The sequence below is a fragment of the Streptomyces prunicolor NBRC 13075 genome (assembly GCF_000367365.1).
GTDB classification, from domain to species: Bacteria; Actinomycetota; Actinomycetes; order Streptomycetales; family Streptomycetaceae; genus Streptomyces; species Streptomyces prunicolor.
Map to the genome: position 1 here is coordinate 62,695 of NZ_BARF01000025.1, position 20,666 is coordinate 83,360.

The window sequence follows — 20,666 nt, forward strand, 5'->3', positions numbered from 1 at the left end:
ACGGGGATGCTGTCTATACCGAGGGTGTACCCGCACCGCTCTCCCCGGAGGTAACCCGTGCCCACCAAGTCCGACGGCGTCCGCGCGGACGCCGTGTCACCGGCCGTGGTCAAGGCCGCCGACCTGCTGGCGGAGGCCACCCGTACCGGGGTCGTCTGTCCGCCGGTGCGTGACCTGCTCGACGGTGGCGGTCTGGAGACCGCCTACGCCGTGCAGCAGCTGAACGTCCGGCGCGGTGTGGACGGCGGCCGCCGCATCGTCGGCCGCAAGATCGGCCTGACCTCCCCTGCCGTACAGCGTCAACTCGGCGTGGACCAGCCGGACTTCGGCGCGCTCTTCGCGGACATGGCGGTGCCGGACGGCGGCGAGGTGCCCGTGGGCCGACTGCTCCAGCCGAAGGTGGAAGCGGAGGTCGCGCTGGTCCTCGGCCGGGACCTGCCGGAGGGCGAGTGCACGATCGTGGACGTGCTGCGCGCGGTGGACTTCGCGCTGCCCGCGCTGGAGATCGTCGACAGCCGGGTGCGGAACTGGGACATCTCCCTCGTCGACACCGTCGCGGACAACGCCTCCTGCGGTCTGTACGTCCTGGGCGCCACGCCCGTACCGCTGACCGCCGTGGACCTGCGCACGGTCACGATGACCATGACCCGCGGTGGCGAGACCGTCTCCGAGGGCACCGGCGCCGACTGCCTCGGCAGCCCCCTCACCGCGGCGGTCTGGCTGGCCTCGGCCCTCGCCCAGCGGGGCGACCCGCTCCGCGCGGGCGACCTCGTCCTCACCGGCGCCCTGGGCCCAATGACCCCGGCCGTTCCCGGAGACGCCTTCGAGGCGCACATCTCGGACCTGGGCTCGGTACGGGTCCGCTTCGCCGAGCAAGGCACCGAAGCTTCGGAAGGGGACGGAAAGTGACCACGAAGGTCGCCATCATCGGCTCCGGCAACATAGGCACCGACCTCCTGATCAAGGTCCTGCGCCTCTCGGAGACCCTGGAGATCGCCGCGCTGGCCGGCATCGACCCGGACTCCGACGGCCTGGCCCGCGCCCGCCGCCTCAAGGTCGCCACGACCCACGAGGGCGTCGAAGGACTGGTCGCCCTGGACGAGTTCGCCGACGTCGGCATCGTCTTCGACGCGACCTCGGCCGGCGCCCACCGCCATCACGAAGAAGTCCTACGGCCCCTGGGCCGCACCCTCGTCGACCTCACCCCGGCCGCCCTCGGCCCGTACGTCGTCCCGCCGGTCAACGGCGACGCCCACCTCGACGCCCCGAACGTCAACATGGTCACCTGCGGCGGCCAGGCCACCATCCCGATCGTCGCCGCCGTGGGCGCGGTCTCCCCGGTCCACTACGGCGAGATCGTCGCGTCCATCGCCTCGCGCTCGGCGGGCCCCGGCACCCGCGCGAACATCGACGAGTTCACCGAGACCACCTCCCAGGCCATCGAGGTGGTCGGCGGCGCCGCACGCGGCAAGGCGATCATCGTCCTCAACCCGGCGGAACCCCCGCTGATCATGCGGGACACCGTGCACTGCCTGGTCTCCGACTGCGCCACCGAGGCCGTCACCGCGTCCGTCGAGGAGATGGTCGGCCGCGTCCAGGCGTACGTGCCCGGCTACCGGCTCAAGCAGCAGGTCCAGTACGACAAGGTGGCCGCCGACGACCCGCTGCGCACCCTCGCGCCGGGCGCGGGCGAACTGCTGAAGGTGTCGGTGTTCCTGGAGGTCGAGGGCGCCGCCCACTACCTCCCCGCCTACGCCGGAAACCTCGACATCATGACCTCGGCCGCTCTGCGCACCGCGGAACGCATGGCCGCCCGCACCCACGAGGAGGCAGCCAAGTGACCCCGTCCCTCTACGTCCAGGACGTCACCCTCCGGGACGGCATGCACGCCGTACGGCACCGCTACACCGTCGACCAGGCCCGCGCGATCGCCGGCGCTCTGGATGCGGCCGGAGTGGGAGCCATCGAGATCGCCCACGGCGACGGACTGTCTGGCTCCAGCATCAACTACGGCGTCGGCGCCCACACCGACTGGGAGTGGATCGAGGCCGTCACCGACGTCGTACAACAGGCCGTCCCCACAACCCTGTTGCTGCCCGGCATCGGGACCGTCCACGACCTCAAGCAGGCCCACGCCCTGGGCATCCGCTCGGTCCGGGTCGCCACGCACTGCACCGAGGCCGACATATCCGCCCAACACATCGCCGCCGCGCGGGAGTTGGGTATGGACGTGGCCGGGTTCCTGATGATGTCCCACATGGCCGAGCCCATCGAACTCGCCCGCCAGGCCAAGCTGATGGAGTCCTACGGCGCCCACTGCGTCTATGTCACCGACTCCGGCGGCCGGTTGACGATGGACGGGGTTCGGGACCGCTTCCGCGCGTACCGCGAAGTCCTCGCCCCGGAGACCGAGTTGGGCATCCACGCCCACCACAACCTCGCGCTGGGCGTGGCCAACACGGTCGTCGCGGTCGAGGGCGGCGCGATCCGCGTCGACGCCTCTCTCGCGGGCCAGGGCGCCGGTGCGGGCAACTGTCCGCTGGAGGCGTTCGTCGCGGTCGCCGACCTGATGGGCTGGAAGCACGGCTGCGACCTGTTCCCCCTCATGGACGCCGCCGACGATCTCGTACGACCGCTCCAGGACCGCGAGGTACGGGTGGACCGCGAGACCCTCAGCCTCGGCTACGCGGGCGTGTACTCCAGCTTCCTGCGCCACGCCGAGACCGCGGCGGCCCGCTACGGCCTCGACACGCGCAGCATCCTGGTCGAGGCCGGGCGGCGGGCGATGGTCGGCGGGCAGGAGGACATGATCACCGACATCGCGCTGGACCTCGTCGCGCGTGCGGAGAGCACGACTTGATCCAGGCCGGCCGGTCAGGGGGTCGTGTCCATGCGCTGCGTGCCGATGACCGACAGCAGCCGCAGGGCTCCCTCGGACGGTGAACCGGGAGTGGCCGTGTAGATCACGACCCGCTGGTCCCGGTCGCTGAGGTCGAGCACGTCGCAGTTGACGGTGACCGGGCCGACCGACGGATGCTGGAAGGTCTTGCGGAAGGTGGGCGCGGTGGCCACGTCGTGGGAGTCCCACAGCCCGGTGAACTCCTCGCTCCCGGCGAGGAGTTCGGCCACCAGCTGGGTCAGTTCCGGGTCGTCGGGGTAGCGGGCGGCGGTGGCGCGCAGGTCCTGGGCCGCGCGGCGCGCGAACTCGTCCGCGTCCGAGACCCCGTACAGCCGTCGTCCCTCCGGGTGCGGCCCGAGGAAGACCCGGCGCACCAGGTTGCGGTCGCGGCGCGGCACGGCCGAGAAGTCCTCCATGAGGGCGGCGGCCAGGTCGTTCCAGGCGATCACTTCATGCATCGCGGAGACCACGATCGCGGCGGCCTGCGGCAGCCGGTGCAACAGATCGAGGATGCTCTGCCGCACCTCGCGCGAGGGACCGGGCGGCGGGCCCGGCGGTACGCCCGCCAGGTGGTGGAGGTGGTCGCGCTCGGCGTCCGTCAGACGCAGGGCGCGGGCGAGCCCGGCCAGTACCTCGCGCGAGGGATGCGGGCCGCGGGCCTGCTCAAGCCGGGTGTAGTACTCGGTCGAGATGAACGCCAGCTGGGCCGCCTCCTCACGGCGCAGCCCCGGGGTACGGCGCCGCGGTCCCGTGGGCAGCCCCACGTCGGCGGGGGTGATCCGCTCGCGTCTGCTGCGCAGGAAGTCGGCCAGTTCTCGTCGATCCACTCCTCCAGTGTGGACGGGAGTCGGCCACTCCAGCCAGGTACTGCCGGTGCCTGGATCAGCTGCACGCACCGGCGCAGGCTCGCTGCCATGGACAACACAACCACTTCCTCTTCCCTCGGCCTGCTGACCGGCAAGGTCGCGTTCATCACCGGCGCCGGGCGCGGAATCGGCGCCGCAGCAGCGCGACTGTTCGCCCGCGAAGGCGCCCGCGTACTGCTCGCGGCCCGGACGGAGGCCCAACTGAAGACAGTCACCGAGGAGATCCGGGAGGCGGGCGGCACCGCGGACTACGTGGTGTGCGACCTGGCCGACGCGACCAGCGTGCGCGCGGCCGTCGACCGGATCGTGGACCTATACGGCAGGCTCGACGTGGCCTTCAACAACGGCGCGACGATCCAACGTCCGGGCCCGATGGACGAGTTGCCGGAGCGCGACTTCGACCACGTCTACGACGTGAACCTCAAGGGCGTCTGGCTCGCCATGGTCGCCCAGGTCGCCGCGATCCGGGCCACTGCGGGAACCGGCGCCATCGTCAACAACTCCTCCGTCGGCAGCCTGATGGGCAACCCCGAACTGCCCGCCTACGGCGCGATGAAGCGCGCGGTCAACAGCCTCACCGAGTCGGCCGCCGTCACGTACGGCCCGGAGGGCATCCGCGTCAATGCCATCGCCCCCGGCGGCACGCTGACCGAGATGATCCGGACCTGGGAAGCGGACTCGCCCGGTCTCCTGGACCGCATCACGCACACTCCGCTGGGGCGCATGGCCGACCCCGACGAGATCGCCCAAGCGGCGGCCTGGCTGCTCAGCGACCGCGCCTCCTTCGTGACCGGCACGGTCCTGCGGGTGGACGGCGGCGCACGGGCCTGAGAGCAGAGGGCCGGAAGATCCGCCGGACGGTCGCCTCTCGGCTAGACGGTCGCTTCTCGGCTAAAGGTTGTCCCGCAATCTCTGGCTGGTCGTTTCAGAAGGTGCCTTATGGTGCGGCGGTCGACATGCCTGCTGGGTTGGGGGTGCAGTTGCCTGGCCCGGGGATGTCCAGCCATGCGCCGATGCGGGTGACCGCGTCTTCCACGATGGCGCGCGGGGCGCCGGAAGCTTCGAGCGAGGTACGGGCCACGGCGGCGAGTTGGGGGTCGGTGAGGGATAACGCCGTGCGGGCTGTTTCGTACTCCTGCAGCACACCCAGACCGAACAGCAGAGGGTCGTCGGCGTTGAGGGTGCACCGGACGCCTGCTTGCAGCAGTAGCGGCAGGGGGTGCGCAGACAGGGACGCAACGACCCCGAGGGCGACGTTGGAGGTGGGGCAGACGTCGAGGACTACGCCTTCCGCAGCCAGGCGGGCTAGAAGAGCCGGGTCTTCGATTGCCCGTACGCCGTGGGCGATCCGTCGGGCGCCGAGTACGTCGAGTGCGGCGCGCACGCTGGCCGGGCCGGCAAGTTCCCCTGCATGAGGGGCGGGAATCAGCCCGGCATCGCGGGCGATGGCGAACGCCTCGGCGAACGACTCAGCGGTCTGGCGGGTCTCGTCTCCGGCCAGGCCGAAGGAAACCACCCCGTCACCTGATCGTCTGGCCGCGAGGCGGGCGGTCTCGACTGCATGTGACGGGTCCGCGTTGCGCCGGGCGAACACCAGAATGCCGAAGCCCACGCCCAGCCGGACGCCCGTGCGGCGGCCCTGGTCAATCACCTCGTCCAGCAGGTCGAGCGCGGCGTCCGGATCGTCCTCGTAGGTCAGGGGGTTGAAGTGCGGCTCGATCCATACCGCTCCGTCCGCGGCAGCATCCTCGACCACCTCGCGTACCAGCCGCAGGAGGTTCCGGCGCGGGCCCTCACGCACCAGCCGGGCAGCGGCGCCATGCAAGGCGTTGAAGTGCTCAAACGAGGTGAAGCCGCCAAAATGCGGCGGCCGTTCGTCACGCTCGCCCGCCAGCTCCGCGAGCGTGGCAGGACGCATCGCGCCTTCGAGATGAAGATGGAGATGGGCTTTCGGCAGACAGTCCAGGCTTCGCACGGGGCCTCACTCTATGGCTTCCCCCGTGACGGCTGTTGGGAGATGTAACCATCACGGCGTGGCTGGTGTGATTACGGCGTCGGTGCCGTCCTGGATAGAGCCCTTCACGGGGCTGACCCCGCGCTGCTTCGCCAAGTTGGTAGCCGAGATACGACGCGAGCAGGCTGCGGATCAACAGCGCGGGCGTCCCTGGAGTCTGCCGCTGGAGGACCGAGTTCTGCTGGTCACGGCATACTGGCGCACGAACTTGACGATGCGACAGCTGGCTGCGTTGTTCGGGATTTCCAAGTCGGCCGCAGACCGGATCATCGACCACCTCGGTCCGATCCTGGCGCTCCGGCAGCGAAGGCGTTTCCGTAAGGACACTGTGCTCATCGTGGACGGAACCTTGGTGCCGACCCGCGACCGCACGCTCGCCGCGCAGTCCAAGAACTATCGCTACTCCACGGCCCACCAGGTCGTCATCGACGCCGACACCCGCCTGGTCGTCGTGGTCGGCCGACCCTTGCCCGGTAATCGGCACGACTCCCGCGGGTGGGAGGAGTCCGGAGCCAAGGCCGCCGTCGGTACCACTATGACGATCGCCGACGGCGGCTACCAGGGGACCGGCCTGGTCATCCCACACCGACGCGAAAAGGGAAGCGACCTGCCAGCCTGGAAGGAGGAGCACAACCGCTCCCACAAGCGAGTTCGCGCCCGCGTCGAGCACACCTTCGCCCGAATGAAGGGCTGGAAGATCTTGCGCGACTGCCGCCTCAAAGGCGACGGCGTCCACCTCGCCAGGCTCGGCATCGCCCGTCTACACAACCTCATCCTTGACGGACAGGCAACGAACAGCTAATCCCGCCCGCACCAACTCGAAGATCACTTTACGGGACAACCTTTAGACGGCCGCCTCTCGGCGATTGTGGCGGCGGATGACCAGCCACGTTATCCAACCGACGCCGATGATGAACCCGAAGCTGATGATCCGGTAGAGCACCACCGTGGCGATCGCGGTGCTGGTCGCGACGCCGCCCGTGACCAGCCCGAGGATCAGCGCGCTGTCGATGAGGCCCAGGCCGCCCGGGATGATCGTGAGGGTCCCGGCGGCCATGCCCGCGCAGAAGGCGAGCAGCAACTGGGCGTTGCTGATCTCCGTGTCGCTGATGGCGTGGAAGCACAGCCACAGACAGCCCGCGTCGAGCAGCCAGTTGAGGACGGCGAAGACGGCGGCGGCGACGGCGTGCCGGGGTTCGAGTCTGGCGGTGCGGAGTTGCTCGACGAAGCCCCGGATGCGGTCGAGGCCCTGGGTCTCGGGCAGGTGCCGCAGCCGGTTGACCCGGGCCAGCGCGGCGCGGGTGGCCGGTTCGACCTTCTCGGGGTGGCGGGTGATGCGCCGGATGCCGACCGTGAGGAGCAGCACGGCCAGGCCGAGGGTGACGAGGCTGTGCCACTGCAGGCTGCCGTCGGAGGCGATCGCGGAGATCGCGGTGACGACGGCCAGGGCCGCCGCGGAGAGCAGCCCCGACAGCGCGATGCACCAGGAGGCGACGGCGGGCGTGGCCCCGAAGCGGCGCATCTGCTGGTAGTTGAAGTGGGTGGAGAAGGCCGGGCCGCCGGGCAGGGTCACGCTCAGCGAGTGGGCGGCGTAGGCGAGGGCGACGTGCCGTTGGATCGGCACGATCACCCCGGCCGAGCGCAGCAGCCGGCGTTGCATGCGCGCGTAGCAGCCCATGGCGGCCACTTCGGCGACGAGCGCGACGGCGAACCAGTTCAGCCGGGGTGCGCGCAGCTGTGACAGCGCGGCGGCCAACGACGGCCAGCCCAGCACCAGTTCGGTGGTGAACAGCGCGAGCAGGACCGCGATCACCACCGGGCGCAGCCAGCGTCGGGTGCGATGCGGGGCCGTGTCGGCCGGTTCGGGTTCGGTGGCGGTGGTGTCCGGAGCGTGCACAGGCAGGACCGTCGATTTCGTGAAGTGAGCTACCGCCGCCGGCGATTCCGGCACCGCTCAGAGCGGGGACGGTGTTCTCCGAGCGGGCGAGGGAACGGGCGCCGAGGCGGAACTGTTCCAGTTTATCCACGATGGTCCGACCGACCTGCGGGTGCCCCCGGATGTCGATGCCCTGCCGGACCCGCGCCTACGACACGTTCAGGCGGAGTCGGCGTGCTCCTGGTCGTGGCTCGGCTCCGTCGCCTGCGGTTCGGGCTCGGCGCCGGCGCGGCGGCCGGGCAGGACCGCGAGGACGATCAGTGTGCCGGCGGCCATGATGATCCCGCCGACGAGGCTGGTCTGCGCGACACCGTGGGCGAACGCCTCGTGCACGGCGTCGACCAGGGCCTGCGCCTGCTGCGGCCCGGCGGAGGGGGTCTTCGCGATCTCCTGAGCCACCGCGAGGCCACCACCCACCGAGTCCTTGGCGGTGTCCAGCGCGGCGGCGGGGAGGTGGCCGCCGACCAGGTCGGTCAGCTTGTCCTTGTAGGTGGTGCCCAGCAGCGAGCCGAGGATGGCGATGCCGAGGGAGCCGCCCAGTTCCAGCGCGGTGTCGTTGGCGCCGCCGCCGACGCCCAGCTCGTTCTCCGGGAACGAGCCCATGATCGTGTCCGTGGCCGGGGAGACGCTCAGCCCGATCGCGAAGCCCAGCAGCAGCAGCATCGGCAGGAAGTCGCCGTAGCCGGACGTCTTGTCGACGAGCGTGAGCAGGAAGACGCCCGCGGTGCCGATCGCCATGCCGGTCACCACCATCGGCTTCATGCCCAGCTTGGGGGTCAGCCGCCCGGTGACCGCGGCGCCGAGGGACACGGCAGCGGCCAGCGGCAGCAGTCGTACGCCGGTCTCCAGCGCGCTGTAGCCGAGGACGAACTGGAGGAACTGGGTGGCGTAGTAGATCGCGCCGTAGGTGCCGAAGAAGAAGAACAGGACCGCCATCATCGAGCCGCTGAACGAGCGCTGCGTGAACCTGCGGACGTCGAGCATGGGGTGCGGGTGGCGCAACTCCCAGGCCACGAAGGCGGGCAGGCCGAGGGCGGCGACGACCGCCGCGGTGACCGGACCCGCGCCCCAGCCGAAGTGCGGGCCCTCGATGATCGCGTAGACCAGGCTGCCGACCGAGACGATCGAGAGCAGACCGCCCACGTAGTCGATGCGGCCCATCGCGTCCGCCTTGGAGGGCGGTACGAGGACCAGGGCGCCGACGACCGCGGCGACGGCGATGGGCACGTTGATCAGGAACGTGGAGCCCCAGGCGTGGTCCTCCAGCAGCCAGCCCGCGACCAGCGGGCCGACGGCGATGGCGAGGCCCGAGGTCGCGGTCCAGGCGGTGATGGCCCGCGCCCGCTCGCGCTTCGGGAAGATCGCGACCAGCAGCGACAGCGTGGCCGGCATGACCACCGCCGCGCCCACACCCATGATCGCGCGGGCCGCGATGACCAGTCCGGTCTCGTGGACCAGGCTCCCCATCACCGATCCGCCGGCGAAGATCACCAGGCCGGTGACGAGCGCGCCACGACGGCTGTACTTGTCGCCGATCGCGCCCAGCACGAGCATCAGCGCGGCGTACGGGACGGTGTAGCCGTCGACGACCCACTGCAGATCGCTGCTGCTCAGGCCCAGGTCCGTGGTCATGTCGGGGGCGGCCACGATCAGCGAGGTGTTCGCCATGACCACGATCAGCAGGCTCAGACAGAGCACGATCAGGGCGGACCAGCGCCGTGCGTACGGCCCGGTCATCTTGGCGACGGGTGTGGTGGCGAAGAGCGGCATCGGAGACTCCTGGACGATATTAATTGCTCACTGATGTGCAGGTTATTTTATTGCTCATCGATGTGCAACTATGCCGGGACAGGCCAGCCCCTCCAGGAGGTGTCGACGTGACCGACCGCAGCAGCGCCAAGGCGCACGTCACCCGCGCCCGCATCCTGGAAGCGGCCCGGCGGGAACTGCGCCGCGACCGCGACAGCAGCCTCGGTGACATCGCGGAGGCCGCGGGCCTGGCGCGACGCACCCTCTACGGGCACTTCGCCGGACGGGCCGCGCTCGTCCACGGCCTCGCGGCGGACGCCGGGGAGGCGGTACGGCGGGCGAGCGCCACCGTCGCCCGCACTCCGACGCCGGATCCCGTGACCGCCCTGGCCCACTTCGTCCTCACGCTCTGGCCGATCGGCGACCGCTACCGGACCCTCATCGTCCTCGCCCACTGCGACCTGGGCCCCGACCGGGTCGACGCACTGCTCGGCCCGGCCCGTGACACGGTCGCCGGGATCCTCGCCGCCGGCCAGCGGCAGGGCGTCTTCCACACCGTCGTCCCACCGGGCCCGCTCAGCAGAGCCCTGGAGGCACACGTGCTGGCGCTGCTCGACAGCGTGGGCTCCGGCCGTTGGACCGACGACGGCACGGCCGCCGCCACCGCGGCCCTGATCACCGCCGGCGTCGGCCCCGACCTCGCGACCACCACGGTCCACCGCCTGCGACCGTCCCGTTGAAGGAGACCCATGCATCCGTACGACCACGCCGACGCCACGTCCACCGCGTACGAACCCGGTGACGCGCGCCCGCCCCGGCGGAACCGGCGGCCGGTCGTGATCGCCGTCGGCGCACTGCTCGCGCTGCTCCTCGTGCCCGTCGCCGTCGACCGCTTCGCGGCGGCGCGGGTGGAGTCCCGTACGGCCGAGGCGTTCCAGGAGGGCATGCGCACTCCCTCGGCGCCGGAGGTCCACGTCCGGGGCTTCCCCGTGCTGACGCAGCTGGCCTCCGGCACCCTGCGGCACGTGGACATCACCGCGCACGACATACCGGCGAGCGATGCCACCGGCCCACTGCCGGTGAGCGAACTCTCCCTCCGGCTCAAGGAGTTGAGGAAGTCCGACGACGACACGGAGGCACTGGCCCGCTCCGCGACGGCGACCGCTGTGCTGTCCTACCCGGACCTGTCCGCCGCCCTGGGGCCGGCGATCTCCCGGGGCACCCGTCCCGACCAGGTCCGCGCGCGGGTCCTGCTACCCACCGGCGACGCCATCACCGTGGCGACGACCGTCTCGGTGCTGTCCGGCAACCGCATCGCCTTCAGGGACTTCCAGGTCACCGGTGGTCTCCTGCCCGAGGTGGGACGAGTGGCGCTCGGCACGCTCTTCGAGCGGCCGATCCAGCTCCGGAACATCCCTCAGGGTCTGCGTCTGCGGTCCGTCACCGCGACACAGAGCGGGCTGATCGCCCGTCTGTCGGGCGAGTCGGTCACCTTCCGGTCCGACAGTGCCCAGCGCGACGACTCGGTGCGGGGCGACTCGTCGTACGGGAACGTCTGACGCTCAGTCTTCCGCGGCGACCTCGTCCACCACGACCCGCGCCTGCTTCTCCGGCACCCCGGCCGCGATGAGCGAGGCGACCGTCGCACGGGTCCCGTCGTCCTCCAGTTCCCCGGAGTTGACCTCTTCGAGCAGGGCGATCGACATGGCTTCCAGGCCCGCGCTCAGCACAGCCGGCGGCAGTTGGGTGTGGAAGACGCCGTCGCGCTGTCCGCGGTCCAGGATCGTGGTGGCCGCGCGGCGGGCCGGTGCCAGGATCTCGGTGACGCGCTCCTGGCCCAGGTCACGGCGGGCCAGCGCCAGGAGGAGCCGGTAGCGGTCCCCCACGGTCCACATCGACAGCACGAAGCGCGCGTACGACCGCTCGGCCGGCTCGGCCCCGGCATCGGACGGTGCCGGGTCGGCGGGCAGCGCGTCCCGCATGGCCTGTGACGCTTCCTCGGCCAGCGCCTCCAGGAGCGCCTCCCGGCCGGGGAAGTGCCCGAACAGGGTGCGCCGTACGACGCCGGAGGCGCGCGCCAGTTCTTCCAGGGTGATGTCCGGGTTCCGGCCGAGCTCCCGGCGGGCCGTGGCCAGGATGCGTTCCCGGTTGGAGCGCGCGTTGCTGCGCTGGGGGACACGGGCCGGGGGCTTGGTCACGGACAACCTCGGTGAAGTGCGGGAGCTACGGAGCGGGGGCGAGCGGTACGCCCAGTCTGGCACGCACCCTCGGCCCCGTGGCGGCGCGGCGCCACGGGCACCGGTCGATCTCCCGCCGTGGTCAGTAGTAGACGCGGAGGTTCAGTAGTAGGCGCGAAGGTACCGGTCGAGCCGGGACTGGGCGTTGTCCACGCTCAGCCCGAGCGCCGTGCCGAGCGCCTCCCCCGGCACATCGTCGGCCTGTGCCCCGTACGCCGCCTCCTTGCCGACCCGCGCGGCCATGCGCTCCAGCATGGCCACCGCCTTCAGCGCGGCCACCGGCGCCGTGTCCGCGAGCGCGTCGAGGCGTTCCTCCAACTGCTCCATCAGCTCGGAGAGTTCCTCCGGCAACGGGACCGTCCGGCGTTCGACGGCGTGGATGTGTTCCCACCACTCGTCGTACGCGTCGGAGGTGTCCAGGTCGTCCAGGTCGTGGTCCTCGACCTGGTCCCAGTCGATGGGATGACTGTCCCCGCGCCAGCCGCACGCGCAGGAGGCCCGCCAGCCGGCTGCCTTGGGCCGGCCCAGCCAGCCGTTGTAGGCCCACCACTCACGGGTCTCGAACATGGAACTGCCGCTGCCCACATCGATATACACGGACTTCGGCTCACTGCCGTCGGCGAGGACCGCCCCCACGATGCCCTCGTGGGACTCCCCGAACTCCTCACTCCGCCACGCCACAACTCCCCCTTCCGGCAACCCCGCGACGGCCGGGCGGGCACCTGAGGTGCCGGCCCGGCCACAGTACGAGAGTGCCGCAGAACGGACATCCGTGGAGGGTGAAATCACCCAACAGCCCGGATTGTTGGGCCGGATCGCCCGTCAGGCGACCGCGGGATCGAGCAGCCCCGCGCGAAGGCGGCGGAGCATCCGGCTGATGAGCCGGGACACATGCATCTGGGAGATGCCGAGTTCCTCGCCGATCTCGGCCTGGGTGCGCTCCTCGACATAGCGCATGTGGATGATCTTCCGCTCACGCTCGTCGAGTTCGGCGATCAGCGGGGCCAACGAGCTGAGGTCGTCGACCAGTTCGAGCCCCGGGTCGTCCGAACCGATGACGTCGGCGAGCACGGTCTCGCCCTCGGCGCCCGCGTCGGAGCTGAGCGCGGCGTCGAGCGAGGAGGAGGTGTAGCCGTTGGACGCCTTGCGGGCCTCGATGACCTCTTCCTCGGTCAGGCACATCAGCTCGGACAGCTCACGCGTGGTCGGCGTACGACCGAGGCGGGACCGCAGTTCCTCGGTCGCCTTGGCCAGCTCGACGCGGGCCTCCTGAAGGCGGCGCGGCACGTGGACGGCCCAACTGGTGTCGCGGAAGAAGCGCTTGATCTCGCCGACGATGTAGGGGACGGCGAACGAGGTGAACTCCACCTGACGGGAGAGCTCGAACCGGTCGATCGCCTTGATGAGTCCGATCGTGCCGACCTGGACGATGTCCTCCATCTCGTTGTTGCTGCGGCTGCGGAAGCGCGCGGCCGCGTAGCGCACGAGGGAGAGGTTCATCTCGATCAGGGTGTTGCGCACGTACTGGAACTCGTGGGTGCCCTCCTCGAGCGAGGTCAGCCGGTCGAAGAACTGGCGCGACAGCTCACGCGCGTCCTTCGGGCTCACCTTCGACGGCTCGGCGATCATCGGGAGCGCCTCCCCGACCGTGGTCCGCCGTCCTGCCGTGGCCGGTGCCTCCGCTGCCGTCACGGCTGCCATAACGCCCACCCCATTCGTCCGAAGGAACTGTCGACAAGAGCCCCCTGCCCCGGTTCTCGCGACTCACTCCCCCTCATCCGGCCAAATCCGGGGCGCGCACCTCGCTTTACGTATCGAAGTACCCCACGAAGTACCCGCGGTCTACGCGTTCTTGGCGCCGACGCCCGCGTACACCCAGTACTCCGACGGGTTTTCGGGGATCTCGTCCGCCGGGTCCGGGCGCCACAGGGGGACGTAGGTCAGGCCGGGCGCGACGAGGTCGAAGCCGTCGAACAGGCCGAGGATCTCGTCGTAGGAACGTGCGGTGACCGGCGAAGTGGCCCTGGCGCTGTACAACTTGCCCACGGCCGCCGCGGTGTCCGGGCGATCCTCGTTCGTGGCGTGACTCATGGCCAGCCAGCTGCCGTCGGGCAGTTCGTCGCGGAAGGCGGCGACGATGCCGGCCGGGTTCTCGGCAGGTGTGACGAAGTGCAGGATCGTGATCATCAGGACGGCGACGGGCCGCTCGAAGTCGATCAACTTCCGTACCTGCGGGGAGGACAGTACGTCGGCCGGTCTGCGGATGTCGCCGTCGACGACGTCCGCGTCCGGGTTGTCGGCGAGCAGGGAGGTGCTGTGCGCGACGGCCACCGGGTCGTTGTCCACGTAGACCACGCGGGCTCCGGGGCTGGCGGCCTGCGCGACCTCGTGGACGTTGCCCTGGGTGGGGATGCCCGAGCCGAGGTCGATGAACTGCCGTATGCCGGAGGCCACTAGGAAGCGCACGGCACGGCCGAGGAAGTCGCGGTTGGCGCGGGCCAGGGTGCGGACCTGGGGGTCGATCGCGGTGAACGCGGCCAACGCCTCGCGGTCTATGGCGAAATTGTGTTCACCGCCCAGCATCGCGTCGTACATGCGGGCGACACTCGCCTTGTGCGGATCGATCCCCTGCGGCAGACCTGCGCTCTCCGGCACCACAACTCCCTTTCGCCCCAGGTTCCTTGACGCGTCATCATATAGTTGCCGAGGAAAGCACGGCAGACCGCTTGTCCCCCCACGCCACGCGGCCGGTCCCCACCCGGAAAGGCACGACCCTGCGGAACGAACCGCGCAGTCACATCGGTGACGCACCCTCTGCCGGGCCCCCACGCCGCAGGCAGGTCTTCGCTCCCGCCGCGGACGTGATCGGCTCGGAGCTCGACCTGCGGCTGACCGGCAGCCATGTCGTGCACGCGCTGACGCCCGGTTTCTGCGACGCGGCGTCGGTGTATCTGCTGGAGCGGTGGGTGCTGGAGGAGAACGCGTATCCGGCCGTGGATCCGCCGCAGATCGAGGCGCGTCGGCTGGCGGTGCGGGTGGGCACGGAGGCGCCCGAGAGCTGGGACGGAGTACTGCCGGTCGGTGAGGTGGTCGTCTTCCCGCGCGAGACCCCGTACGCGCGCGCCCTCGCCAGCGGTCATTCGCAGGTCCTCGACGGAGTGGACAAGCACACCTCCGAGCGGCTGCTGGCCTCCGCGGGCGGGGACGCGCAGCTCGTAGACGACCTGCTGGGGACGGCGTCCTTCCTCGTGGTCCCGCTCCAACTGCGGGGCGCCACCGTCGGGTTCGTCGCCTGCACGCGCGGCCCGGACCGGGACCCGTTCCTGCCCGGCGAGGCCGTGGCCGTGGAGTCGCTGGCGGCCCGGGCGAGCGTCGCCCTGGACAACGCGCGCCGCTACGAACGCGAGCGCCGCACCGCGCTGGCCATCCGCAACAGCCTGCTCCCGGACCCGGCCCAGGCGTTCCACGGCTGCCGCATCGCGCACGGTTATCTCCCGGCCGGCCAGGGCAACATCATCGGCGGCGACTGGTTCGACGTCCTGCCCCGTCCCGGCGGCCGGGTCGGCCTGGTGGTCGGCGACGCGATGGGGCACGGCCCCGAGTCCGCCGTGGCCATGATCCAGTTGCGTACGGCCGTGCGCACCCTGGCCCGGCTCGACATGGAACCGGCCGAACTCATGCGCAGACTCGACGAGTTGGCGTACGACACCCCGGGCGCGTCGTTCGCGACCTGCATCTACGCCGAGTGGGACGCCCGGGCGCACACCTGCACCCTGGTCGGCGCGGGCCACCCGCCGCCGCTGCTGCGCGGCCCGGACGGAGTGGCCGCACCGGTCACGCTCGCCAGCGCGGGACTGCCGCTGGGGCTCGGCACGGGCAACTACGAGGCCACGGTGCTGACCATCGACGAACCGGCACTGCTCCTGTTGTACAGCGACGGGTTGGTCGAGTCGCGGCACGCCGACATCGACCAGGAGATCGCCTCGCTGGCCAGGGCCCTCGACACGGCCGCCGCCGAACCCACGCCGGCCGACGGACCGGAGGGCTTCCCCTCGCTGTGCGCGCGGTTGCTGCGCGCCCCCTCCGCCACGCACGGCGCGGACGATCGCACCTTGCTGCTGGCCGAGTTGACGCCCGCGACCACCTGAACAGGCCGCGGGCGCCCTCGCCCCCCTCCGCGTGTGCGGCGTCAGTAGCCGGTGGTCAGTGTGGCCCACACGGCCTTTCCGCCGGTGAGCGCCGATCTGTCGACGCCCCACGTGTCCGCGATGGCCTGCACGATGAACAGTCCGCGTCCGCTCTCGTCGTCGACGCACGGCTCGCAGCGGGAGAGATCACTGCCCGTGTAGTCGTGATCGTGGACCTCGACGCGCAGACTACGGTCGGTGACGAGCCCGACACCGCACAGGAGCCGGGCGCTCGGCGTGTGGCACACCCCGTTGGTGGCCAACTCGGAGATGAGCAGCACCGCGTCGTCACGCACCTCCTCGGGCAGGCCCCACTTGGCCAGTTGCGCACCCATGGAGTGCCGGGCGGTCCGGACGCCGGAGCGGTGCGCCGGGAGTTCCAGCCAGTGCGCCAGGTCCGGGCTCGCGACGTCTAAAAGCTGCGGGGAGGGAGTCGTGTGGGGGGACACGGTGGTTCGCCTTCCATCGGGGGCGGGCGCAGGCGGGAGACGCACAGCATCAGCAACCGGCCTGCCGGAGTTGGGGTGTTCCAGCGGGAGGCCGAGGTAGCTCACACAAGTAACTATGCCCATAGCTCAGTTCAAGCTGCAACCGACTCCCTGATAATTTCAGAACGTCGGTTTCCGTCTGGCGACATCAGCAAGTCGCTGTCAGACTAATGCCGGTGACAGTCCCTCAGGAGGTTGGGCGTGAGCGAAGCTCGTTCGGGCACCGGCGCCGGTGCCCCCACTGTTCTCCGCATGATCCTCGGCCGGCGGCTGCAGGAGCGGCGACAGGGTGCGGGCGTGTCCCTGGAGAACGCCGCCAGGGCCCTGCGGGTGACCTCCCTGACCATCCGCCGTCTGGAGAAGGCCGAGGTCGGCCTCAAACCGCTCTACGTCGAGAAGCTGCTGGAGACCTACGGCGCCGAACGCCAGGAGATAGAGGAGTTCGTCGCCCTGGCCGACCGCGCCAACGAGCCCGGCTGGTGGCACGCCTACCGCGATGTGCTGCCGGGCTGGTTCACCGCCTACGTGAGCCTGGAGACCGGCGCCAAGACCCTCCGTACCTATGAGCCGCACTACGTCACGGGACTCCTGCAGACGTACGACTACGCGCGAGGCGTGCTGAGCGGCGGCTTCCCGAACGACAACGACGAGGACCTTGAACGGCGGGTGCAGTTACGTCTGCGCCGCCAGAGTCTGCTGGAGAGGCCGGACTCGCCCACGCTGTGGGCGGTGCTGGAAGAAGCCGTGCTCCACCGGGTGGTGGGCGGGCCCGCGGTGATGCGGGACCAGATAGACCGGCTCCTCGAGGTTTCGGAACTGGACCACGTCAGTGTCGACATCGTCCCGTTCTCGGCGGGTGCCCACGTCGGGGCGTGCGCACCCTTCACCTATTTCCGGTTCCTGGAACCGGAGCTGCCCGACGTCGTCTACAGCGAGATCCTCTCCGCCTCCATGTATCTGGACCAACGGTCCGATGTCGTGGCCCATTTGGAGGCGCACAACAGGATGTCGCTGCTGACCTCGTCCGCGGACAGCAAGGCGCTCTTGAACCGCATGCGCAAGGAGTACTCATGACCACCACGGACGGCAAGGTCTACAACGGGATGCCCGCGTCGAACCTCGGCGAGCAGGGCTGGGAATGCCCCTGGAGCGGTCCCAACGGAGGTCAGTGCGTGGAGACCAAGCAACTGGCCGACGGGCGCATCGCGTTGCGCCAGTCGACCGATCCCGCCGGACCCGCTTTGATCTACACGCCCCAGGAGATGGCCGCGTTCGTCGCGGGAGTCAAGCGGGGCCTGGCCGACCATCTGATGGCCGGCTGAACCAGACCAAGGGCGTGGGGAATTGGAGCCGGCCCGGCTGCGACCTGCCCGAGACGCCGATGCACACCACTTGAGAGGGAGAGCATGACCAACGCCCACGCCGCGCGGGACATCGACACCAGCAGGCCGCACTCCGCCCGCATGTACGACTACTACCTGGGCGGCAAGGACCACTTCGAGGTCGACAAGCAGGCAGCGGAGACGGTCGCGGCGGCCTACCCCGCGATCTTCGTCTGCGCCCGCGAGAACCGCGCGTTCATGCACCGGGCCACCCGTGTCCTCGCACGGGAGCACGGCATCCGCCAGTGGCTCGACATCGGCACCGGCATCCCCACCGAGCCGAACCTGCACCAGGTCGCCCAGTCCGTGGTGCCCGAGGCCCGGGTGGTCTACGCCGACAACGACCCCCTGGTCCTCAAGTACGCCGAGCGTCTGATGCGCAGCACCCAGCAGGGCCGCACCACGTACGTCCAGGCGGACGTCAACGACCCCGAGACGCTGCTCAACGCGCCCCAACTGGCCGAGATACTCGATCTCGACAAGCCGGTCGCACTGTCCCTCAACGCGCTCCTGCACTTCGTCACCGACGCCCAGGACCCGTACGGGCTCGTGGCCCGCCTGCTGTCGGTTCTCCCTTCGGGCAGCGCCCTGGCCGTGAGTCACTGCACGCCCGACTTCGACCCCACCACCTGGGAGAAGGTGACCTCGATCTACAACAATGCCGGGACACCGGTGCAGTTCCGCTCCCAGAAGGACGTCTCCCGCTTCTTCACCGGGCTCGAACTGCTCGACCCCGGCATCGCCGTCGGCCATCGCTGGCGCCCCGATGCCGCCGCCGAGGACGCCGCCACGACGGAGCCGCCCACGGACGCCGAGGTCAGCCTGTGGACCGGGGTGGGCATCAAGCCGTAGACCCGTCGCATGACGCAGGCGACGTTACGTGCGGGAAACCTTGACGATGGCGGTGCCGGATGCCACGATTCCGGCGCCGCCATGTTTGCGTAAACATATCGACGGACCAGCTCGGCCAAGGGATTCGGCCTGCGATTCCGCCGCAGGATGTTTACGTAAACACCGCGTCTCGGCCGGTGGAGGAGGGAGAACTGGAGGCTCCCGGCGAGCAGGGCCCACCGTGCCCGTACTCCCCCAACACCACCGAGCCCACCGGGACTTGGGACGACGAGCCGACGTCATCCGACCCGCCCGGTATCCGTTCCGACGGCCGCTCAGCCGCGCGCAGGCCTCGCCATGCGCGGAGTCGCCATTCCTGAAAGGGCAAGTCGATGCGCACCATCCCCGCCAGAACCCGTCTGCGGGCCACCTTCGTGGCCGTCGCGATCGCCGCGGTCACCGGCACCACGCTGGCCGGCAGCCCCGCCTCCGCCGCGCCGAGCCCGAACACGTCCCAGTTCAAGGGCGTCAACTGGGCGGACCCGCGCGACAATTACGCCGACGACCCGGTCGTCCTGTCCGGCCTGTCGCTCTCCGACAACTACGCCCAGACGTACGCCAAGGCGACCCGGGTGATCGCGGCGTTCCGCGCCAACCTCGGTGCCAACACGGTGCGGCTGCCCATCAACCCGTACACGGTGAACGGCAGTTACTGGAAGTCCTACCGCGGGGTGATCGACGCGGCGACGGCGCAGGGGTTCAAGGTCATCGTCTCGTACTGGGAGGGGACGGGCGCCAACAAGGACGGCTTCATCGACGACCCCGCCACGTACTGGCCCATGTGGAACACCGTGGTCAAGGCGTACCAGCACAACCAGCGCGTCTACTTCGAGCCGATGAACGAGCCGCACGGCTACACCGACGCCGAGTGGGCCGACCTCGCCGCCAAGTGGCTGGACACCTACTCCAAGGTGCCGCGCAACCGCGTCTTCGTCAGCGGCGCCGGCTACAACGACCACGTCACCACGGTCTGCGCCGACCCGCGTCTGAAGGGCACGTACCTCTCCCTGCACCACTACGGCTTCTGGAAGGACTACGCGACCTACGACCAGTGGGTGAGCGACCTCAAGGTGCGCCTCGGCGACTGCGCGAACCGCACCGTGGCCGACGAGTTCGGCGCCCCGATGACCACGGGCCTGAACTACAACGTGCCGACGCCCGCCGACAACTCGGTCAACTTCATCCAGGCCGACACCGACGTCTTCCGTGAACTCGGCATGGGCTCCGTCTACTGGCCCGGTCTGCGCACCGACGACACGTACTCGATCCAGAAGCTCATCGGCGACGCGGCCCGCCCCTGGCTGGTCACCACCAACCAGTCCGGCGCCGACCGCCTGGCCTGGGCCTGGGGCCGCGGCAAGCCCGTGAAGTCCTGAACCGGCGCACCGGTCCGGTGCGTTGAACCAATGCCCTGATCCGTGTCTCCCGTGCAACGGGGGAACGGGGGAACGGATCAGGGCACTTTTGCATACGGGTCAGGCGTCCCCCGCCTTGACGGCGGTCACCTGACGCATTTCCGAGATCCTGCCGTCGGTGACGGAGAAGATCGCGATCACACGGAATTCCTGCCGCTGGGCGTCTCCCTCGTCCGCGGCACCTTCGTGCTGTCGCCCGCGGATCAGGATGTCGTACTCGATGACGACTTCGTCTCCCGACTCCAGGTAGGTGTGGAACGGCTCCCGGATCTCCACCTCTTCGTATTGCTGGGGATAGATCCCGAAGTGCTTCCGCAGCTCCTCGATGCCGGACGCCTTGACCTGACCGCAGGTGACGATGCGTGCGTCAGCTGCCCAGAATCGGTGAATCTCGTCGAGGGTGCCGTGATTCTCGGCGCCGGACAGGCCGGATATCCACGCGTACATGCCGTGGAAAAAATCCCGATAGCGCACATTCACGTCCATTTCCGGGAATGATCCTTTCGCACAAAATTCACCTTGGTCGCCGACCAGGACCGTACCGCACCGCTTGGTCACCGCACAAGGGATTCATTCCGGGTTGACATCTTGGTCACTGACCA

22 protein-coding genes and 1 pseudogene are annotated in these 20,666 nt (G+C 70.0%); 12 read left to right on the top strand and 11 right to left on the bottom strand.

All coding sequences use genetic code 11. From position 1 onward, the window contains the following. Positions 1-57 precede the first annotated feature (57 nt). From mhpD to dmpG, 3 genes are read left to right on the top strand one after another with little or no spacing between them, the layout of a single operon-like run. Positions 58-909 (top strand): 2-keto-4-pentenoate hydratase, encoded by an 852-nt coding sequence (gene mhpD / locus SPR02S_RS10040; protein WP_019056821.1) that lies wholly within the window; start codon positions 58-60, stop codon positions 907-909. After that, positions 906-1,841 (top strand): acetaldehyde dehydrogenase (acetylating), encoded by a 936-nt coding sequence (locus SPR02S_RS10045; protein ID WP_019056822.1) that lies wholly within the window; start codon positions 906-908, stop codon positions 1,839-1,841. The genes mhpD and SPR02S_RS10045 overlap by 4 nt, the downstream gene beginning before the upstream one ends. Next, positions 1,838-2,860 (top strand): 4-hydroxy-2-oxovalerate aldolase, encoded by a 1,023-nt coding sequence (dmpG, locus tag SPR02S_RS10050; RefSeq protein ID WP_019056823.1) that lies wholly within the window; start codon positions 1,838-1,840, stop codon positions 2,858-2,860. The genes SPR02S_RS10045 and dmpG overlap by 4 nt, the downstream gene beginning before the upstream one ends. A 14-nt stretch (positions 2,861-2,874) precedes the next feature. Here the strand turns inward: dmpG and SPR02S_RS10055 are convergent, their stop codons facing one another. Beyond that, entirely contained in the window at positions 2,875-3,726 is an 852-nt protein-coding gene (locus tag SPR02S_RS10055; protein WP_019056824.1) for a helix-turn-helix transcriptional regulator, read from the bottom strand. Positions 3,727-3,813: 87 nt separating this feature from the next. On the opposite strand from SPR02S_RS10055, the gene SPR02S_RS10060 reads away from it, so the two are divergent. Next, a complete protein-coding gene (locus SPR02S_RS10060; RefSeq protein WP_019056825.1) occupies positions 3,814-4,596 on the top strand; it encodes an SDR family NAD(P)-dependent oxidoreductase in 783 nt (260 codons plus the stop codon). A gap of 106 nt (positions 4,597-4,702) precedes the next feature. Here SPR02S_RS10060 and add read toward each other — a convergent pair whose 3' ends face one another. Beyond that, positions 4,703-5,740 carry an adenosine deaminase gene (gene add, locus SPR02S_RS10065; RefSeq protein ID WP_026150386.1) on the bottom strand — a complete coding sequence of 346 codons (1,038 nt, stop codon included), beginning with the start codon at positions 5,738-5,740 and terminating at the stop codon, positions 4,703-4,705. A gap of 58 nt (positions 5,741-5,798) precedes the next feature. Here add and SPR02S_RS10070 point away from each other — a divergent pair, with 58 nt between their 5' ends. Continuing rightward, positions 5,799-6,581: an IS5/IS1182 family transposase gene (locus SPR02S_RS10070; protein ID WP_026150387.1), complete on the top strand. Its 783-nt coding sequence runs from the start codon at positions 5,799-5,801 to the stop codon at positions 6,579-6,581. A gap of 42 nt (positions 6,582-6,623) precedes the next feature. Here SPR02S_RS10070 and SPR02S_RS10075 read toward each other — a convergent pair whose 3' ends face one another. The 3 genes and pseudogenes from SPR02S_RS10075 to SPR02S_RS10080 all read right to left on the bottom strand — a co-directional run bounded on the left by SPR02S_RS10075 (position 6,624) and on the right by SPR02S_RS10080 (position 9,485). Then, positions 6,624-7,676: a lysylphosphatidylglycerol synthase transmembrane domain-containing protein gene (locus SPR02S_RS10075; protein ID WP_019056829.1), complete on the bottom strand. Its 1,053-nt coding sequence runs from the start codon at positions 7,674-7,676 to the stop codon at positions 6,624-6,626. A gap of 43 nt (positions 7,677-7,719) precedes the next feature. Further along, a pseudogene (locus tag SPR02S_RS64765) lies at positions 7,720-7,851 on the bottom strand (VOC family protein); the annotation flags it as partial. 23 nt (positions 7,852-7,874) lie between these two features. Beyond that, entirely contained in the window at positions 7,875-9,485 is a 1,611-nt protein-coding gene (locus SPR02S_RS10080) for an MFS transporter (RefSeq protein ID WP_019056830.1), read from the bottom strand. A gap of 107 nt (positions 9,486-9,592) precedes the next feature. On the opposite strand from SPR02S_RS10080, the gene SPR02S_RS10085 reads away from it, so the two are divergent. Together SPR02S_RS10085 and SPR02S_RS10090 are read left to right on the top strand one after the other, a co-directional pair. Next, positions 9,593-10,204 (top strand): TetR/AcrR family transcriptional regulator, encoded by a 612-nt coding sequence (locus SPR02S_RS10085; RefSeq protein WP_019056831.1) that lies wholly within the window; start codon positions 9,593-9,595, stop codon positions 10,202-10,204. Between the two features lie 9 nt (positions 10,205-10,213). Beyond that, the gene (locus tag SPR02S_RS10090) at positions 10,214-11,023 is read left to right on the top strand and encodes an LmeA family phospholipid-binding protein (RefSeq protein ID WP_019056832.1); all 810 of its coding nucleotides are present in this window, start codon (positions 10,214-10,216) and stop codon (positions 11,021-11,023) included. Positions 11,024-11,026: 3 nt separating this feature from the next. Here the strand turns inward: SPR02S_RS10090 and SPR02S_RS10095 are convergent, their stop codons facing one another. From SPR02S_RS10095 to SPR02S_RS10110, 4 genes are all read right to left on the bottom strand, one after another. Further along, a complete protein-coding gene (locus SPR02S_RS10095; protein WP_019056833.1) occupies positions 11,027-11,662 on the bottom strand; it encodes a TetR/AcrR family transcriptional regulator in 636 nt (211 codons plus the stop codon). A 141-nt stretch (positions 11,663-11,803) separates the two neighbouring features. Beyond that, complete coding sequence (locus SPR02S_RS10100) at positions 11,804-12,382, bottom strand: hypothetical protein (protein ID WP_019056834.1); 579 nt, start codon at positions 12,380-12,382, stop codon at positions 11,804-11,806. A gap of 141 nt (positions 12,383-12,523) precedes the next feature. After that, the gene (locus SPR02S_RS10105) at positions 12,524-13,402 is read right to left on the bottom strand and encodes a SigB/SigF/SigG family RNA polymerase sigma factor (protein ID WP_019056835.1); all 879 of its coding nucleotides are present in this window, start codon (positions 13,400-13,402) and stop codon (positions 12,524-12,526) included. 141 nt (positions 13,403-13,543) lie between these two features. Then, complete coding sequence (locus SPR02S_RS10110) at positions 13,544-14,356, bottom strand: SAM-dependent methyltransferase (protein ID WP_043258208.1); 813 nt, start codon at positions 14,354-14,356, stop codon at positions 13,544-13,546. A gap of 206 nt (positions 14,357-14,562) precedes the next feature. Between SPR02S_RS10110 and SPR02S_RS10115 the strand changes: the two genes are divergently transcribed. Continuing rightward, a complete protein-coding gene (locus SPR02S_RS10115) occupies positions 14,563-15,849 on the top strand; it encodes a PP2C family protein-serine/threonine phosphatase (protein ID WP_245607537.1) in 1,287 nt (428 codons plus the stop codon). A 41-nt stretch (positions 15,850-15,890) separates the two neighbouring features. Here SPR02S_RS10115 and SPR02S_RS10120 read toward each other — a convergent pair whose 3' ends face one another. Further along, the gene (locus SPR02S_RS10120) at positions 15,891-16,337 is read right to left on the bottom strand and encodes an ATP-binding protein (RefSeq protein WP_019056838.1); all 447 of its coding nucleotides are present in this window, start codon (positions 16,335-16,337) and stop codon (positions 15,891-15,893) included. A gap of 240 nt (positions 16,338-16,577) precedes the next feature. Between SPR02S_RS10120 and SPR02S_RS10125 the strand changes: the two genes are divergently transcribed. The 4 genes from SPR02S_RS10125 (at position 16,578) to SPR02S_RS10140 (ending at position 20,025) form a co-directional block, all read left to right on the top strand. Further along, positions 16,578-17,450 carry a Sco1979 family transcriptional regulator gene (locus tag SPR02S_RS10125; RefSeq protein WP_019056839.1) on the top strand — a complete coding sequence of 291 codons (873 nt, stop codon included), beginning with the start codon at positions 16,578-16,580 and terminating at the stop codon, positions 17,448-17,450. Continuing rightward, complete coding sequence (locus SPR02S_RS10130) at positions 17,447-17,698, top strand: DUF397 domain-containing protein (RefSeq protein ID WP_019056840.1); 252 nt, start codon at positions 17,447-17,449, stop codon at positions 17,696-17,698. The genes SPR02S_RS10125 and SPR02S_RS10130 overlap by 4 nt, the downstream gene beginning before the upstream one ends. A gap of 84 nt (positions 17,699-17,782) precedes the next feature. Then, on the top strand, positions 17,783-18,610 hold the full coding sequence (locus tag SPR02S_RS10135; protein WP_019056841.1) for an SAM-dependent methyltransferase: 828 nt from the start codon (positions 17,783-17,785) through the stop codon (positions 18,608-18,610). Between the two features lie 371 nt (positions 18,611-18,981). Further along, entirely contained in the window at positions 18,982-20,025 is a 1,044-nt protein-coding gene (locus tag SPR02S_RS10140; RefSeq protein ID WP_019056842.1) for a glycoside hydrolase family 5 protein, read from the top strand. A 99-nt stretch (positions 20,026-20,124) separates the two neighbouring features. Here the strand turns inward: SPR02S_RS10140 and SPR02S_RS10145 are convergent, their stop codons facing one another. Continuing rightward, complete coding sequence (locus SPR02S_RS10145) at positions 20,125-20,550, bottom strand: nuclear transport factor 2 family protein (RefSeq protein WP_019056843.1); 426 nt, start codon at positions 20,548-20,550, stop codon at positions 20,125-20,127. Positions 20,551-20,666: the final 116 nt, after the last annotated feature.

What these genes read in the sequence shown, in the direction of transcription:
- SPR02S_RS10060 (WP_019056825.1), top strand. Translation starts at nt 3,814, where the DNA reads ATGGACAACACAACCACTTCCTCTTCCCTCGGCCTGCTGACCGGCAAG.
- SPR02S_RS10080 (WP_019056830.1), bottom strand. Translation starts at nt 9,485, where the DNA reads ATGCCGCTCTTCGCCACCACACCCGTCGCCAAGATGACCGGGCCGTAC.
- SPR02S_RS10090 (WP_019056832.1), top strand. Translation starts at nt 10,214, where the DNA reads ATGCATCCGTACGACCACGCCGACGCCACGTCCACCGCGTACGAACCC.
- SPR02S_RS10105 (WP_019056835.1), bottom strand. Translation starts at nt 13,402, where the DNA reads ATGGCAGCCGTGACGGCAGCGGAGGCACCGGCCACGGCAGGACGGCGG.
- SPR02S_RS10130 (WP_019056840.1), top strand. Translation starts at nt 17,447, where the DNA reads ATGACCACCACGGACGGCAAGGTCTACAACGGGATGCCCGCGTCGAAC.
- SPR02S_RS10135 (WP_019056841.1), top strand. Translation starts at nt 17,783, where the DNA reads ATGACCAACGCCCACGCCGCGCGGGACATCGACACCAGCAGGCCGCAC.
- SPR02S_RS10140 (WP_019056842.1), top strand. Translation starts at nt 18,982, where the DNA reads ATGCGCACCATCCCCGCCAGAACCCGTCTGCGGGCCACCTTCGTGGCC.
- SPR02S_RS10145 (WP_019056843.1), bottom strand. Translation starts at nt 20,550, where the DNA reads ATGGACGTGAATGTGCGCTATCGGGATTTTTTCCACGGCATGTACGCG.